Source organism: Streptomyces parvus (assembly GCF_014648875.1).
Classification (GTDB): Bacteria; Actinomycetota; Actinomycetes; order Streptomycetales; family Streptomycetaceae; genus Streptomyces; species Streptomyces parvus.
In genome coordinates this window covers 1,345,241-1,359,393 of the sequence record NZ_BMRY01000001.1, presented here as the reverse complement: position 1 = coordinate 1,359,393, position 14,153 = coordinate 1,345,241, and the positions used below count along the sequence as shown (strand labels likewise).

The window sequence follows — 14,153 nt, the reverse complement described above, 5'->3', positions numbered from 1 at the left end:
GCCAGGTCGTCGGTATCGTCGCCAACCAGCCGCAGTCGCTGGCCGGGGTCCTGGACATCGAGGCGTCCGAGAAGGCCGCGCGCTTCGTCCAGATGTGCGACGCCTTCAACATCCCGATCATCACCCTCCTGGACGTCCCCGGCTTCCTGCCGGGCGTCGACCAGGAGCACGGTGGGATCATCCGCCACGGCGCCAAGCTCCTGTACGCCTACTGCAACGCCACCGTGCCGCGGATCTCGCTGATCCTGCGCAAGGCCTACGGAGGCGCGTACATCGTCATGGACTCCCAGTCCATCGGGGCCGACCTCACCTACGCCTGGCCCACCAACGAGATCGCGGTGATGGGCGCCGAGGGCGCGGCCAACGTCGTCTTCCGCCGCCAGATCGCCGAATCCGACCAGCCCGACATCACGCGTGAGCAACTCGTCAAGGAGTACAAGGCTGAGCTGATGCACCCCTACTACGCGGCCGAGCGCGGCCTCGTCGACGACGTGATCGACCCCGCTGACACCCGCTCCATGCTGATCAGCGGACTCGCGATGCTGCGTGCCAAACATGCCGACCTCCCGGCCCGCAAGCATGGGAACCCGCCGACGTGACCACGACCCTGCCCGAAGCGGGCTCCACCGACCTCGTACGGGTGCTCCGGGGCAACCCCACCCCCGAGGAACTGGCGGCGGTGACCGTCATGCTGGTCACCCTCGCGTCCAGACGGGGCGAAGCGCCACCGGAGCGGCCCCCCGTCGGCGCCGCCTGGCGGCCCGGGATGCCGACGGGCTGTTCCTTCCGGTCCTGGAAGGCACACCGCTGAATGAGCGGCAGACAGTACGAGGAACGGCGCGTGGAATTCCGGATCCTCGGACCGACCGAGTTACTGGTCGACGGAGTGCCGGTCCCGCTGACGGCCCCCAAACTCCGCACGGTGCTCGTGGCGCTGCTCCTCTCCCGCGGCCGCGTCGTCTCGGACGCGTCCCTCAGCGAGCTGCTGTGGGGCCCGTTGCCGCCCGCGACCATGGCGGCGCAGCTCTACACCTACATCTCGCGGCTGCGCCGGAGCTGTGAGCCGGGGCTCGACGTGCTGCGCGGACTGCGCGGCTACCGCCTGGACATCGGGGCGGCCGGATTCGACCTGCACTGCTTCCAGCGCGCTGCCGAACGCGGGCGGCAGAGCCTGCGGGACGGCCGGTACGCGACGGCGGCGGGCCAACTGGCGTCCGCGCTGGCCCTGTGGCGCGGACCGGCCCTCGCGGACGTGACGGAGTCCCTGGCGGTCGCCGAACTGCCGCGCCTGGAGGAGAGCCGCCTGTCCGTCCAGGAGGACCGCATCGAGGCGGACCTGGCGCTGGGCCGCCACGCCTGCGTCCTGACCGAACTGATGGGACTGGTCGCCGAGCATCCCGTACGGGAGTCCCTGCGGGGCCAGTTGATGAAGGCCCTGTACCGCGTCGGCCGGCCGGCCGACGCGCTGCGCGTGTACGAGGAGGGGCGCCGCCTGCTCAAGGGCGAGCTGGGCATCGACCCCGGCGCGGTCCTGCGCGACATCCACCGGGCCGTCCTGCTGGAGAACCTCCCGGAGCCCGTCTCTCGCGCACCGGTGGCGGTGCACGCCCCGGAGGCGAAGGAGCTGCGGCCGGCCGGCGACGCGGTGGTGACGGACGACCTCTGGGGCGGACTCGTGCCCGCCATGCTGCCCATGGACGTCGGGGACTTCACGGGACGGACGGACGAGCTCGCCGAGACGCTGGCGACGCTGCGCGGACAGCGGGACGGCAGAAGAGGCGTCATACTGACCGGGGCGGCGGGCATCGGCAAGTCGGCCCTCGCCATCCACGCCGGCTACGCCTGCCGGTCGGACTTCTCGCAGGGCCAGCTCTACATCGACCTGCGTGAACAGGACGGCGGGCCGAAGGACCCCGTGGACGTGCTCGGCGGCTTTCTGCGGGCGCTGCTCCCCGGCCGCCACGAGCTGCCCGCGACCCTCGACGAACGCGTCCAGCTCTACCGCAGCCTCCTCGCCCAGCGCCGTGTGCTCGTCGTGCTGGACAACGCCTCGGCCGACTGGCAGGTGCGTCCGCTGCTGCCCAGCGGCGACAGCAGTCACGCCGTGGTCACCAGCCGCTGCCCGATGCCTTCTCTGGAGGGGATCCACGCGGTGCGGCTCGGACGTCCGGACGAGCCCGCGGCCCGGGCTCTGCTGGCGGGGGTCGTCGGGGGGCGGCGCGTGGCGGACGAACCGGGGCCGGCCGCCCGGGTCGTGGAACTCTGCGATCGACTGCCGCTGGCTCTGCGGGTCTGCGCCGACCGGCTGAGGAACCACCCGGACTGGCGGGTGGCCGATCTCGTCGACAGGCTGATGTGCGAGGAGAGCCGGCTGGACCTGTTGTGCGAGGGAAGCCTGGACGTCCGGGCCCGGCTCCTTACCAGCGTCATGGAGCTCGACCCTCCGTCGCGTGACGCCTTCCGGGCCCTGTCGCGCGGGGATGCCGCCCCCTTCACGACGGCCGAGGCCGCGGCCCGCCTGGGCGTTTCACCGCGGCGGGCCCAGGTGCTGCTGGACGCGCTGGTCGCGTCCTGGCTGCTGGAGGCCGTTCCGGCGGACGACGGCCGGTCGGTCCACCGGTTTCCTCCCCTGGTGGCGCTCCTCGTCCGCGAGCAGCCCCACCAGGGGTGACGGTACGCCCGGTGTCAGCCGCAGCCGCCCGCGTGCCCCCCGTCGAGGCTCGCGGCCATCACGGCTATGTCGTCCTCCAGCGTGGCGAGCGTGCCGTTGTCGACGGCCTCGATGTACATGGCCAGCAGATTGGCCCAGCGCAGACCCATGTCGCCGCTCAGTGTGGGTCCCTGGAGCTCGTCGACGTTCAGCTGTTGCATGGCCGTGGTCCTCTGATTGTCCATGTTCCCCTCCTGCTCATGCGTCGGCCTGGAACGGCCGTTGTCCACGATGGGGCAGGCCCCTATGCCTTCTCTATATTCATTTCGCCGAATCACGGTCTATGCGCGTCAATTCACCCGAGGAGGATGTATCCGGAAGGTCCTGATGTCGTCGTGCCCGGCGGCCGCGAGCGGAGCGGAGCCTCAAAAAGTTGGATACGGCGTTGAGGGCTCACGCCGGTCTCGCCTTCAATCGCTACTCCATCTATCGGAGGTAGGAAATGAAGCTGGTTCACGTATTGGCTTCCGGCGTGGCCGCGCTCGGGCTGCTGGCGGGCGCGCAGGGCGTCGCCCAGGCCGAGGGTGTTCATTCCGTGCCGAGCTGTGTGGAGGCCGACTGGACTCCGCTGCTCGGCATCCACGTCACCATCACCAACAACTGCTCCACCACTCAGCAGGTGAATGTCCAGTACTCCTTCAACGGCGCACCGTACGTTCCTGACAAGTGTCACACCGTCGCCCCGGGTGCGACGGTCACGACCAGCGAACCGGTGTGGAAGGCCGGCCGGTTCGAGGGCCTCATCCCCTGCTGACGCGTCAGTGACAGGGGTCCGGGACGGCTCGACCGGTCCCGGACCCCTGCTCGGCTACCCCGTTCGCCTCATCCGGGTGCCTCACCCGGATACGCGCTCTCGAACGCCGAGTGGAACAGCGCCGTGACGTCCTGCCCGGTGAGCCCCTCGGCGCGGGCCCGGTCCAGCCAGTCGGCGAGGGCGGTGCGCAACGGGGAGCCGGGGCCGGTCCGGGGCTGGGCCAGGGTGCGGGTGATGAACGTGCCCGCTCCCTGGCGTACCTCGGCGAGGCCCATGCGTTCCAGTTCGCGGTAGGCCTTGAGGGTCGTGTTGGGGTTGACCTTCGTGGTCGCGGCGACCTGGGCCGCGGTGGGCAGCCGGTCGCCCTCCTCCAGCGCGCCCATGCGCAGCGCCTGCTCGACCTGCCGGACGATCTGGAGGTAGGTCGCCACCCCACTGCGCCGGTCGATGCGGAACACGACCACGGACTTCACCTTCCGCTCGATTGCCGACACTTTACGTAGAGGAGGGGGCGGGTGGTCACAGCGGGCGGCGCGAGGTCCACCAGAGGGTGAACGCCGTGAGCAGGGCCGTCCCGGCGAGCAGGATGCCTGACGCGAGCCACTGCATTCCCGCCATCTGGTTGTAGCCGATGTACTCGATCACGTCGTTGACGATGCCGTGCTCCTTGATGCACGCGTCCGTCGCCTTCTCGGTCGCCTCGGCGCAGCGGCCCCAGTTGTACAAGGTGCCGTCGGCGCTGCCGACCCAGCGGTCCACCTCGTACGCGTCGTTGAAGCGCGCGGGAAGTTCGGTGTCCATCGGGTACGTGAACATCTTCGGGGAGCCGAGCCGTACGCGGACCTCGTCCCAGACGAACAGGCTGGTGACCGCGGTGAAGAGGAACGCGCCCACCATGGCCGGGAGCACCCGGCGGGCCAGGGCGCCGATGGTGATGCCGGCGGCGGTGAGGAAGAGCAGGAAGGCGGGCAGGACGGGGCCGGTGTTGTCGAAGATGACGCCGTCGATCCACTCGCTGAGGAAGAGCGAGCGGTGCGGCTTCCACCACCAGGTGAACAGCGCCGAGACCACCAGGCCGGAGACCAGCGCGAGGGTGTAGGCCAGGCCCAGCTTGGCGATCAGCCACTGGCGGCGGGTCACGGACTGGGTCGTGACGAGCTGCGCGGTGCCGCTCTCCTGGTCGCCCGCGATCAGCGGGGCGCCGACGAAGACGGCGAGGATCAGCGGCAGGCCGTTGATGATGCTGGTGATGTATTCGTAGCCGCGGTCGTCGTCCATCGGCCGGCCGGGGTCCTTCTCCGGCCAGCCCTTCGCGTCGAGCAGCTGCACCAACTCGTGGCGCTCGTACAGGATCCAGAGCGCGGTGAGCACCGTGAGGCCGAGGACGCAGGCCAGCGCGATCCGGTGCTGGCGGATCACGAGCCACGGGAGACCGCGCAACAGACGGCGTCCGGAGCCGAGTTCGGAGGGCTTCCCGGGCTTCCGGGGCTTTCCGGGCTTCTCGGTGAGGGTGGTGGTGCTCATGCTGCCTGGGTCCCTTCGGCATCGACGCGGGCGCCCTGGGTGTAGAGCGGGGGCGCGTCCGGGGAGCGGAGATGGGCGAGGAGGACTTCCTCCAGCGAGGGTTCGGCCCTCTCCCAGTCGGCCGGGAGCGGGCCCGTCGGCCGGACCATCGCCTGGAACTGCCGTCCCTGTACGCGGGATTCGACGACGATGTGGCCGGTCAGCTCGGGTGGCAGCGAGCCGTCCCGGGACACCCCGGTGACCAGGGTGTGGGCCGGTACGAGTGCGTCGGCGTCACCGGCCATGCGGATACGGCCCTCGGAGACGACCAGCAGGTAGTCGCACATGTCCTCCAGCTCGGTCAGCATGTGCGAGGACATCACCACCGTGGTGCCGCGCTCGACGGCCTCCGCCATCAGCAGGGTGCTCATCTCGTCCCGGGCCAGCGGGTCGAGGTCCGACATCGGCTCGTCCAGGAGCAGCAGGTCGGGCCGCTTGCCGAAGGCGAGCGCGAAGGCGACCCGGGTGCGCTGGCCGCCGGAGAGCGTGCCGATCCTCGCGTCCGCCGGGACGTTGCCCGCGCGGACGATCCGTTCCGCCGCGGCCGCGTCCCAGCCGGGGTTCAGCTCGGCGCCCATCCGCAGCGTCTCGGCCACGGTGAACCGCTTGAACAGCGGCTTGTCCTGGCCGAGGAACGCGACCTGGGGCAGCACGGCGGGGTCGTCGACCGGTACGCCGAAGACGCGCAGGTCGCCGGTGGTCGGCTGCACCTGCCGGGTCGCCAGCCCGAGCAGGGTGCTCTTGCCGGCTCCGTTCGGGCCGACCAGACCGCAGATGCGGCCGGCCGGGATCCGGAAGGAGCAGTCGCGCAGCGCCCAGCCGCGCCGGTAGTGCTTGCCCAGGCCGCGGGCCTCCAGTGCCCAGTTGCCGGACGTCGCGTTCGGGGTGCTCGTGTCTGCCACGCGCCTCACCTCGGTTCCGTGATCCGTGATCCGTCGATCCGTCATCGTGATTCCATGAATCAATTAATGGAATCATGGAGTTGTGGCGGGATGACTGTCAAGCCGGGGTGGTGGGGTGCGTGTGCCTCCACGGCGTCGGCGTGAGCACGCTCGTGCTCCCTCCGCCCAGGGCTTAGGCTCGCCCCATGGGCAGTCACCCGGAACGTCTTCCGAACCCGACCACCCCGGCCGGCCGCGAGGGGCTCGACGCCGTTCTCGCCCGGCCCGACCGCGCGGTCGTCGCCCTCGACTTCGACGGCACGCTCGCCGACATCGTCCCGGACCCCGAACAGGCCCGCGCCCACCCCGGCACCGTCGAGGCGCTCGCCGCGCTCGCGCCGAAGGTCGCCGCCATCGCCGTGATCACCGGCCGCCCGGCGGGCGTCGCCGTGCGCTACGGCGGCTTCGCGGGCGTCCCCGGTCTGGAGCACCTCGTCGTGCTCGGGCATTACGGGGCCGAGCGCTGGGACGCCGTGACCGGCACGGTCCACGCCCCCGCCGCACATCCGGGCGTTACGGCGGTGCGTGCCGAACTACCCGGCGTACTGCACGAGTTCGGGGCCTGGAACGGCACCTGGATCGAGGAGAAGGGGCAGGCCGTCGCCGTTCACACCCGGCGGGCCCAGGACCCGCAGGCGGCCTTCGAGTCGCTGCGCGGGCCCCTCGGGGAGCTGGCGGCGAAGCACGGGCTGATCGTCGAACCGGGGCGGCTGGTCCTGGAGTTGCGCCCGCCCGGCATGGACAAGGGCGTCGCGCTCGCCGGGTTCGTCGCGGAGCTGGACGCGGAGTCCGTCATCTACGCGGGCGACGACCTCGGGGACCTCGCCGCGTTCGCCGCGGTGGAGAAGCTGCGCAGCGAGGGCCCGGACGGCATCCCCGGTCTCCTGGTGTGCAGCGGCAGTGCCGAAGTCCCCGAACTGGCCGAGCGCGCCGACCTGTCGGTGCCCGGCCCGGCCGCCGTGGTGGACTTCCTGGCGGCTCTGGCCGAGCGGCTGTAAGGCCGCAAGAGGGCCTCACTCCTGCCGCAGCGCCCGGCAGAGGGGGTCTCACTCCTGCCGCAGCGCCTCCAGCTGGTCCAGGAACCACTGCTGCGGCGGGAGCGCGGTCGCCGCCTCCGCCAGGCGCTTCGTGCGGCCCGAGCGCTCGTCCCCGCTCATCGTCAGCGCCTCGTGCAGGGCCTGGGCCGTGCCCGTCACGTCGTACGGGTTCACCACGATCGCGTCATCGCCCAGCTCCTCGTACGCCCCCGCCTCCCGCGACAGCACCAGCGCGCAGCCGTGGTCCGAGACGACGGGGACCTCCTTGGCGACCAGGTTCATGCCGTCGCGGATCGGGTTGACCAGGGCCACGTCCGCCAGCCGGTACGCGGCCAGCGAGCGGGCGAAGTCGTCCTTGACGTGGAGGACGACCGGGGTCCAGCTCTCCGTGCCGTACTCCCCGTTGATCTCCGTGGCCAGCGACTGCACCGCCGCCGTGTAGTCCCGGTAGACCGCGAGGTCCTGGCGGGAGGGGTAGGCGAACGCGATGTGGACGACGCGCTCGCGCCACTCGGGGCGGGTCTCCAGCAGCGTCCGGTACGCGTGCAGGCCCCGCACGATGTTCTTGGACAGCTCCGTGCGGTCCACCCGCACGATCGTCTTCCTGCCCTCGCCCACCTGCTCCCGCAGCGCCGCCATCCGCTCGTCCACATCCGCCTCGTGCGAGCGGCGGCGCAGGAAGTCCGCGTCGGCCCCGAGGCCGTGCACCCCGATCCTGGTGCGGCCCGTGCCGCCGAGGATCTCCGTGCAGCAGCCGATGAACGCGTCCGCCCAGCGCCGGGTCAGGAACGCGGCCCGGTCCGCGCCGAGGATGCCGCGCAGCAGCTGCTCGGCGATGTCGTCGGGCAGCAGCCGGAAGTAGTCCACCGGGGCCCACGGGGTGTGCGAGAAGTGGCCGATCCGCAGGTCCGGGCGCAGTTCGCGGAGCATGCCGGGGACCAGGGCCAGGTGGTAGTCCTGGACCAGGACCGCCGCCCCCGGCCCCGCCTCCTGGGCCAGTGCCTCGGCGAAGGCTTGGTTGTACGTCTCGTACGCGGCCCACTGCCGCCGGAACTCCGTGTCGAAGACCGGCTCGACCGGGGTCTGGTACAGCAGGTGGTGGACGAACCACAGCACGGAGTTCGCGATGCCGTTGTACGCGTCGGCGTGCACCTCGGCGTCGATGTCCAGCATCCGGACGCCCGGCTCGCCGACTCCGCGCCGCACCGCCTCCCGGTCGCCGTCGCCGAGGGCCGCGCAGACCCACAGCTTGTCGTCGACGGCGCTCAGCCCGGAGACGAGACCGCCGCCGCCGCGCTTGGCGTCGAGCGTCCCGTCCTCGCCGAGCGTGTACGTGACCGGGCCGCGGTTGGACGCGACGAGGACCTGGGCGTTCGAGGAAGACGTGTGCTCGGAGACCATGTAGCGGAACCTAGCCCGTTCGGGAAGCCGCCAAACGCCCGTCCGGGGGACCCACCGGTCACGGCCTCAGCCGCGCCCCCTCGCGCCACCCGCTCACGCCGCGTGGCGCTCCGCGTACTCCGCGATCTCCCGCATCGGCGGCCGCTCCTCCGTGTCCACCGCATGGGTGCGCGGCACGAAACCGTCCTCGCCACGCTCGAACTGGGTCAGCGCCGGCCGCACGAGATGGCCCCGGGAGAGCCGCAGCTGGGCCGTGCGGTAGATCGCCGCCGCCATCCGGCCCAGCGCCTGCCCGTCCTGGTGGCGGTGGACGCGTACGCCGACGTCGACCTGGCCCAGCGCGTCCAGGCCCACCGTGTGCAGCGCGTCGACCAGCAGGCCCAGCTCCACTCCGTAACCGACCGGGAACGGCAGCCGCTCCAGCAGGGACCGCCGCACCGCGTACTCGCCGCCCAGCGGCTGGACGAAACCGGCCAGCTGCGGCCAGTGCAGATTGAGCAGCGGGCGTGCCACCAGTTCGGTGACCCGGCCGCCCTGACCTGCTCTGTCGCCGAGGGGGCGGTCGTACATCGCCTTGACGAACTGGACCGTGGGGTCGGTGAGCAGGGGGCCGACCGTGCCCGAGACGAAGTCCGCCGAGAAGTCCTTGAGGTCGGCGTCCACGAAGCAGACGATCTCGCCGCTGGTCACCAGGAGTGACCGCCACAGCACCTCGCCCTTGCCGGGCAGGGCCGGGATCCGGGGCAGGACCGCGTCCCGGTGGACCACGCGCGCGCCCGCCGCCCGGGCCACGGCCGCGGTGGCGTCGGTGGAGCCGGAGTCGATCACCACGAGTTCGTCGACGAGCCGGACCTTCTCCATCAGCTCGCGGCGGATCACCGCCACGATCGCGCCGACCGTGGCCTCCTCGTTCAGCGCGGGCAGCACCACGCTCACGGACGTACGGCGCGGGTCGGCGGCCCGGGCGTCGGTGAGCCGGTTCAGCGGGCGGTCGCCGGACGACCAGGAACGCCTGGTCAGCCAGCGTTCCACCTCTTCGAGCACGGTCGGCACTCCCTGTGTGTGATCCATCTCGCGGTTCGGACGACTATCTCAACGGTCCGGTGCTTCGGTTACAGTCTTGAACAACGCGGATGACCGTCGCATGTCGGGGTCGGACCGCACATAAACGCCTGGATCGAAGATCCAGCGCCATAGAGCTCATCCAGAGGGACTGAGGGAACGGCCCGTTGAAGTCCCGGCAACCCTCCTGCCGACCGCGAGGTCACGGTGGGGAAGGTGCCAATTCCGTCTTGCGGCGAAATGCGTCGCGAGGAAGATGAGGAGAAAGGGCCTCCGCCATCATGGCTGTTCAGACCGTCGCAGGTAATGCCACCACCGCTTCTCCGGACCTGGGTCCCGCCGCGGCGCTTTCCTGCCGCGAGTGCGGCGAGCGATTCGAGCTCGGCCCCCTTTTCGCCTGTGCGTCCTGTTTCGGGCCGCTCGAAGTGGCCTACGACCTGCCCACCGGCTCCCCCGAGGAGCTGCGCAAGCGCATCGAGTCCGGTCCGGACAACATCTGGCGCTACGCCCCGCTGCTGCCCGTCCCCGCCGACGTCGCGGACAAGCCCAATCTGAACCCCGGCTTCACCAAGCTGGTCAAGGCCGACAACCTCGCCCGTGAGCTGGGCGTCACCGGCGGCCTGTACGTGAAGGACGACTCCGGCAACCCGACGCACTCCTTCAAGGACCGCGTCGTCGCGATCGCCGTCGAGGCCGCCCGCGCCTTCGGCTTCACCACCCTCTCCTGCTCCTCCACGGGCAACCTGGCCGGAGCCGTCGGCGCCGCCGCCGCCCGCGCCGGACTGCGCTCCTGCGTGTTCATCCCGCACGACCTGGAGCAGGGCAAGGTCGTCATGGCCGCGGTGTACGGCGGTGAACTGGTCGGCATCGAGGGCAATTACGACGACGTCAACCGCTTCTGCTCCGAGCTCATCGGCGACCCGCTCGGCGAGGGCTGGGGCTTCGTCAACGTCAACCTCCGCCCGTACTACGGTGAGGGCTCCAAGACGCTGGCGTACGAGATCTGCGAGCAGCTCGGCTGGCGGCTGCCCGACCAGATCGTCATCCCGATCGCGTCCGGCTCGCAGCTCACGAAGATCGACAAGGGGCTCCAGGAGCTGATCAAGCTCGGGCTGGTCGAGGACCGGCCGTACAAGATCTTCGGCGCCCAGGCCGAGGGCTGCTCCCCGGTCTCCGCCGCCTTCAAGGGCGGGCACGACGTCGTCCGGCCCCAGAAGCCGAACACCATCGCCAAGTCGCTGGCCATCGGCAACCCGGCCGACGGCCCCTACGTCCTCGACATCGCCCGGCGCACCGGCGGCGCCGTGGAGGACGTCACCGACGAGCAGGTCGTCGACGCGATCAAGCTGCTGGCCCGCACCGAGGGCATCTTCGGCGAGACGGCGGGCGGCGTGACGCTCGGTGTGACGAAGAAGCTCATCGAGGCCGGTGTCATCGACCCGACGCTCACCACCGTCGTCGTCAACACCGGTGACGGCCTCAAGACGCTCGACGCGGTCTCCGCCACCTCGCAGGCCACGGCCACCATCAAGCCGAGCCTGGACGCGTTCCGCGCCGCGGGCCTCGGCACCGCCTGACCACCCAGCACGAACGAAGGAAGAAGGGCACCACCATGAGCGTCAAGGTCCGCATCCCCACCATCCTCCGTACGTACACGGGCGGCCAGGCCGAGGTACCGGCGGAGGGCGCGAAGCTCTCCGAGGTCATCGAGTCCCTGGAGAAGGACCACCCGGGCATCGCGGCCCGCGTCCTGGACGACCAGGGCAAGCTGCGCCGCTTCGTCAACGTGTACGTCAACGACGACGACGTGCGCTTCGAGGGGGGCCTGGACGCGGCCACCCCGGACGGCGCCGGCGTCTCGATCATCCCGGCGGTGGCCGGCGGCTGCTGAACCGCCCGGGCCACTCCCGGCGGCCCCCGCCGGATCCCCACCGCACCTCTGTGTGACCCCTGTTGCCCCCTCCGCGAGAGAAGCGGAGGGGGCAATTCTGCATGGTTGAGCGCGGTACAGTTGGGGAAGCCCCATCCGCTGCCCGTGCCGCCCGCATATGAGAATGCGCCCGGCCCCGATAAGAAGCAGCCAAAGTGCGTGAACCTCTTGCGGCATAAGTGCCCTTTGCCTGGCCCGACTTGCCCGTAAATCTCAGCAAACCCGCATATTCGCGTGTTCCGCCGTGCCCAGAATTCTCGTCCGATTGACCTGTTGCAGAGGGCAGTTGGGCGGATACATTCGGCCGCGGTCGACGCGCTGCGGCGCCGCGCACCCTCTCCTGTCGGAGGGTGAGTCACGACCCGGGGCCGCGAAGTGCGGTCCTGCGCAAGGGCCAGTAATAGGGGAGTTGGGCATGGCTCAGGGCACCGTCAAGTGGTTCAACGCGGAGAAGGGGTACGGCTTCATCGCGGTCGACGGTGGTGCGGATGTTTTCGTCCACTACAGCGCGATCCAGATGGACGGGTACCGCACCCTCGAAGAGGGTCAGCGAGTTGAATTCGAGATCTCGCAGGGCCAGAAGGGGCCCCAGGCCGACATGGTCAAGCTCGCCGTCGGCTGAGCTCGGCGCGGTCGTCCGACGACACCACTCACGCACGTAGGGCCCGACCCCTGGAATTCGCCGATCAGGGGATCGGGCCCTACGCGCGTCCGGAGTGCGAAGCCCTGTGCGCGTCCGGGGCGCGGGCACTGTGCGCGTCCGGGAGCCGGCCGTGCTCCGCGCCCTCGACCGCATGGCGGGCACCGGCGGGAGGCGCTTGCACTCTCGGGGGTCGAGTGCTAATCATTGGCGTTAGCACTCTCCAGGTGAGAGTGACAGAACTTGGACCGGGCCGGTGAGGCCCGCAGGTGTGACGGGGCAAGGAACCGTCACACGCGCAGGCCGTCCGTCGCGGGCGCCTCCCGGTCCGGAGAAATCCACCCCTGTCCGGGAGGACCACTTCACATGGCCAAGATCATCGCGTTCGACGAGGAGGCACGGCGCGGTCTCGAGCGCGGGATGAACCAGCTCGCCGACGCCGTCAAGGTCACCCTCGGCCCCAAGGGCCGTAACGTCGTCCTCGAGAAGAAGTGGGGCGCGCCCACGATCACCAACGATGGTGTTTCCATCGCCAAGGAGATCGAGCTCGAGGACCCGTACGAGAAGATCGGTGCGGAGCTGGTCAAGGAGGTCGCCAAGAAGACGGACGACGTCGCCGGCGACGGTACGACCACCGCCACCGTTCTCGCCCAGGCGCTCGTCCGCGAGGGTCTGCGCAACGTTGCCGCCGGCGCCAACCCGATGGCCCTCAAGCGCGGTATCGAGAAGGCCGTCGAGGCCGTCTCCGCCGCTCTGCTGGAGCAGGCCAAGGACGTGGAGACCAAGGAGCAGATCGCTTCGACCGCCTCCATCTCCGCCGCCGACACCGAGATCGGCGCCAAGATCGCCGAGGCGATGGACAAGGTCGGCAAGGAAGGCGTCATCACCGTCGAGGAGTCCCAGACCTTCGGTCTGGAGCTGGAGCTCACCGAGGGTATGCGCTTCGACAAGGGCTACATCTCGGCGTACTTCGCCACCGACATGGAGCGTATGGAGGCGTCGCTCGACGACCCGTACATCCTGATCGTCAACTCGAAGATCGGCAGCGTCAAGGACCTGATCCCGCTGCTGGAGAAGGTCATGCAGTCGGGCAAGCCCCTGCTGATCATCGCCGAGGACGTCGAGGGCGAGGCGCTCTCCACCCTGGTCGTCAACAAGATCAAGGGCACGTTCAAGTCCGTCGCCGTCAAGGCCCCGGGCTTCGGCGACCGCCGCAAGGCCATGCTCGCGGACATCGCCATCCTCACCGGCGGCACCGTGATCTCCGAGGAGGTCGGTCTCAAGCTGGAGAACGCCGGCCTGGACCTGCTCGGCCGCGCCCGCAAGGTCGTCATCACCAAGGACGAGACGACGATCGTCGACGGCGCCGGTGACAGCGACCAGGTTCAGGGTCGCGTCAACCAGATCCGTGCCGAGATCGAGAACTCCGACTCGGACTACGACCGCGAGAAGCTCCAGGAGCGCCTCGCGAAGCTGGCCGGCGGCGTGGCCGTCATCAAGGCCGGCGCCGCCACCGAGGTGGAGCTCAAGGAGCGCAAGCACCGCATCGAGGACGCGGTGCGCAACGCCAAGGCCGCCGTCGAGGAGGGCATCGTCGCCGGTGGTGGCGTGGCTCTGCTCCAGGCCTCGGCCGTCTTCGAGAAGCTCGACCTCACGGGCGACGAGGCGACCGGCGCCAACGCCGTGAAGCTCGCGCTGGAGGCCCCGCTCAAGCAGATCGCCGTCAACGGTGGTCTCGAGGGTGGCGTCGTCGTGGAGAAGGTCCGCAACCTGGCGGTGGGTCACGGCCTCAACGCCGCGACCGGCGAGTACGTCGACATGATCGCCGAGGGCATTCTCGACCCGGCGAAGGTCACGCGCTCCGCCCTGCAGAACGCCGCGTCCATCGCCGCGCTGTTCCTCACCACCGAGGCCGTCATCGCCGACAAGCCCGAGAAGGCCGGCGCGGCCGCTCCGGGCGGCATGCCGGGCGGTGACATGGACTTCTGATCGGTTCCGGCTCCGCGCCGGTCGATCGAGGTTCCGCGTACGCCGAGTACGTCCAGTACGTCGAGTGCGCAGGTACGTCCCACAGGGGCGGCATCTCCTTCACGGAGGTGCCGCCCCTGTGGCGTG

At 70.3% G+C, this 14,153-nt stretch carries 15 protein-coding genes and 1 riboswitch; of the genes, 9 read left to right on the top strand and 6 right to left on the bottom strand.

Features of this window, described 5'->3' with window-relative positions:
- From IE140_RS06185 to IE140_RS06175, 3 genes are all read left to right on the top strand, one after another.
- Positions 1-599 (top strand): carboxyl transferase domain-containing protein (locus IE140_RS06185; RefSeq protein WP_280118037.1); only part of this gene is annotated, 599 nt, incomplete at its 5' end.
- Positions 596-811 carry an acyl-CoA carboxylase subunit epsilon gene (locus IE140_RS06180; RefSeq protein WP_093444888.1) on the top strand — a complete coding sequence of 72 codons (216 nt, stop codon included), beginning with the start codon at positions 596-598 and terminating at the stop codon, positions 809-811. The genes IE140_RS06185 and IE140_RS06180, both read left to right, overlap by 4 nt.
- Complete coding sequence (locus tag IE140_RS06175) at positions 812-2,671, top strand: AfsR/SARP family transcriptional regulator (RefSeq protein ID WP_093444887.1); 1,860 nt, start codon at positions 812-814, stop codon at positions 2,669-2,671.
- Positions 2,672-2,685: 14 nt separating this feature from the next.
- Here IE140_RS06175 and IE140_RS06170 read toward each other — a convergent pair whose 3' ends face one another.
- Positions 2,686-2,895: a hypothetical protein gene (locus tag IE140_RS06170; protein WP_093444886.1), complete on the bottom strand. Its 210-nt coding sequence runs from the start codon at positions 2,893-2,895 to the stop codon at positions 2,686-2,688.
- A gap of 257 nt (positions 2,896-3,152) precedes the next feature.
- On the opposite strand from IE140_RS06170, the gene IE140_RS06165 reads away from it, so the two are divergent.
- Positions 3,153-3,464 (top strand): alpha-amylase inhibitor, encoded by a 312-nt coding sequence (locus IE140_RS06165; RefSeq protein ID WP_093444885.1) that lies wholly within the window; start codon positions 3,153-3,155, stop codon positions 3,462-3,464.
- Between the two features lie 68 nt (positions 3,465-3,532).
- Here the strand turns inward: IE140_RS06165 and IE140_RS06160 are convergent, their stop codons facing one another.
- From IE140_RS06160 to IE140_RS06150, 3 genes are read right to left on the bottom strand one after another with little or no spacing between them, the layout of a single operon-like run.
- The gene (locus IE140_RS06160; RefSeq protein WP_109179550.1) at positions 3,533-3,937 is read right to left on the bottom strand and encodes a GntR family transcriptional regulator; all 405 of its coding nucleotides are present in this window, start codon (positions 3,935-3,937) and stop codon (positions 3,533-3,535) included.
- 46 nt (positions 3,938-3,983) lie between these two features.
- Positions 3,984-4,988, bottom strand: a complete 1,005-nt coding sequence (locus IE140_RS06155) for an ABC transporter permease (RefSeq protein WP_150196983.1) — start codon at positions 4,986-4,988, stop codon at positions 3,984-3,986.
- Entirely contained in the window at positions 4,985-5,929 is a 945-nt protein-coding gene (locus tag IE140_RS06150; RefSeq protein ID WP_150196984.1) for an ABC transporter ATP-binding protein, read from the bottom strand. Before IE140_RS06150 ends, IE140_RS06155 begins: the two co-directional genes overlap by 4 nt.
- Positions 5,930-6,114: 185 nt before the next feature.
- Between IE140_RS06150 and otsB the strand changes: the two genes are divergently transcribed.
- Entirely contained in the window at positions 6,115-6,966 is an 852-nt protein-coding gene (otsB, locus tag IE140_RS06145) for a trehalose-phosphatase (RefSeq protein ID WP_150196985.1), read from the top strand.
- Positions 6,967-7,014: 48 nt separating this feature from the next.
- Here the strand turns inward: otsB and IE140_RS06140 are convergent, their stop codons facing one another.
- On the bottom strand, positions 7,015-8,406 hold the full coding sequence (locus IE140_RS06140) for an alpha,alpha-trehalose-phosphate synthase (UDP-forming) (RefSeq protein ID WP_150196986.1): 1,392 nt from the start codon (positions 8,404-8,406) through the stop codon (positions 7,015-7,017).
- 93 nt (positions 8,407-8,499) lie between these two features.
- Complete coding sequence (locus tag IE140_RS06135; RefSeq protein WP_088576751.1) at positions 8,500-9,450, bottom strand: glucosyl-3-phosphoglycerate synthase; 951 nt, start codon at positions 9,448-9,450, stop codon at positions 8,500-8,502.
- Positions 9,451-9,603: 153 nt separating this feature from the next.
- A riboswitch (SAM riboswitch) is annotated at positions 9,604-9,731 on the top strand.
- 18 nt (positions 9,732-9,749) lie between these two features.
- On the opposite strand from IE140_RS06135, the gene thrC reads away from it, so the two are divergent.
- The 4 genes from thrC (at position 9,750) to groL (ending at position 14,027) form a co-directional block, all read left to right on the top strand.
- Positions 9,750-11,045: a threonine synthase gene (thrC, locus tag IE140_RS06130; RefSeq protein WP_150196987.1), complete on the top strand. Its 1,296-nt coding sequence runs from the start codon at positions 9,750-9,752 to the stop codon at positions 11,043-11,045.
- 35 nt (positions 11,046-11,080) lie between these two features.
- Positions 11,081-11,359, top strand: coding sequence for a MoaD/ThiS family protein (locus tag IE140_RS06125; protein WP_003967347.1), 279 nt, complete (start codon positions 11,081-11,083; stop codon positions 11,357-11,359).
- Between the two features lie 454 nt (positions 11,360-11,813).
- Complete coding sequence (locus IE140_RS06120; RefSeq protein WP_003967346.1) at positions 11,814-12,020, top strand: cold-shock protein; 207 nt, start codon at positions 11,814-11,816, stop codon at positions 12,018-12,020.
- A gap of 384 nt (positions 12,021-12,404) precedes the next feature.
- Positions 12,405-14,027: a chaperonin GroEL gene (gene groL / locus IE140_RS06115; RefSeq protein WP_030119959.1), complete on the top strand. Its 1,623-nt coding sequence runs from the start codon at positions 12,405-12,407 to the stop codon at positions 14,025-14,027.
- Positions 14,028-14,153: the final 126 nt, after the last annotated feature.

Coding starts and splice junctions, on each gene's coding strand:
- IE140_RS06175 (WP_093444887.1), top strand. CDS start 812: ATGAGCGGCAGACAGTACGAGGAACGGCGCGTGGAATTCCGGATCCTC.
- IE140_RS06170 (WP_093444886.1), bottom strand. CDS start 2,895: ATGGACAATCAGAGGACCACGGCCATGCAACAGCTGAACGTCGACGAG.
- IE140_RS06165 (WP_093444885.1), top strand. CDS start 3,153: ATGAAGCTGGTTCACGTATTGGCTTCCGGCGTGGCCGCGCTCGGGCTG.
- IE140_RS06155 (WP_150196983.1), bottom strand. CDS start 4,988: ATGAGCACCACCACCCTCACCGAGAAGCCCGGAAAGCCCCGGAAGCCC.
- otsB (WP_150196985.1), top strand. CDS start 6,115: ATGGGCAGTCACCCGGAACGTCTTCCGAACCCGACCACCCCGGCCGGC.
- IE140_RS06140 (WP_150196986.1), bottom strand. CDS start 8,406: ATGGTCTCCGAGCACACGTCTTCCTCGAACGCCCAGGTCCTCGTCGCG.
- thrC (WP_150196987.1), top strand. CDS start 9,750: ATGGCTGTTCAGACCGTCGCAGGTAATGCCACCACCGCTTCTCCGGAC.
- IE140_RS06125 (WP_003967347.1), top strand. CDS start 11,081: ATGAGCGTCAAGGTCCGCATCCCCACCATCCTCCGTACGTACACGGGC.
- IE140_RS06120 (WP_003967346.1), top strand. CDS start 11,814: ATGGCTCAGGGCACCGTCAAGTGGTTCAACGCGGAGAAGGGGTACGGC.
- groL (WP_030119959.1), top strand. CDS start 12,405: ATGGCCAAGATCATCGCGTTCGACGAGGAGGCACGGCGCGGTCTCGAG.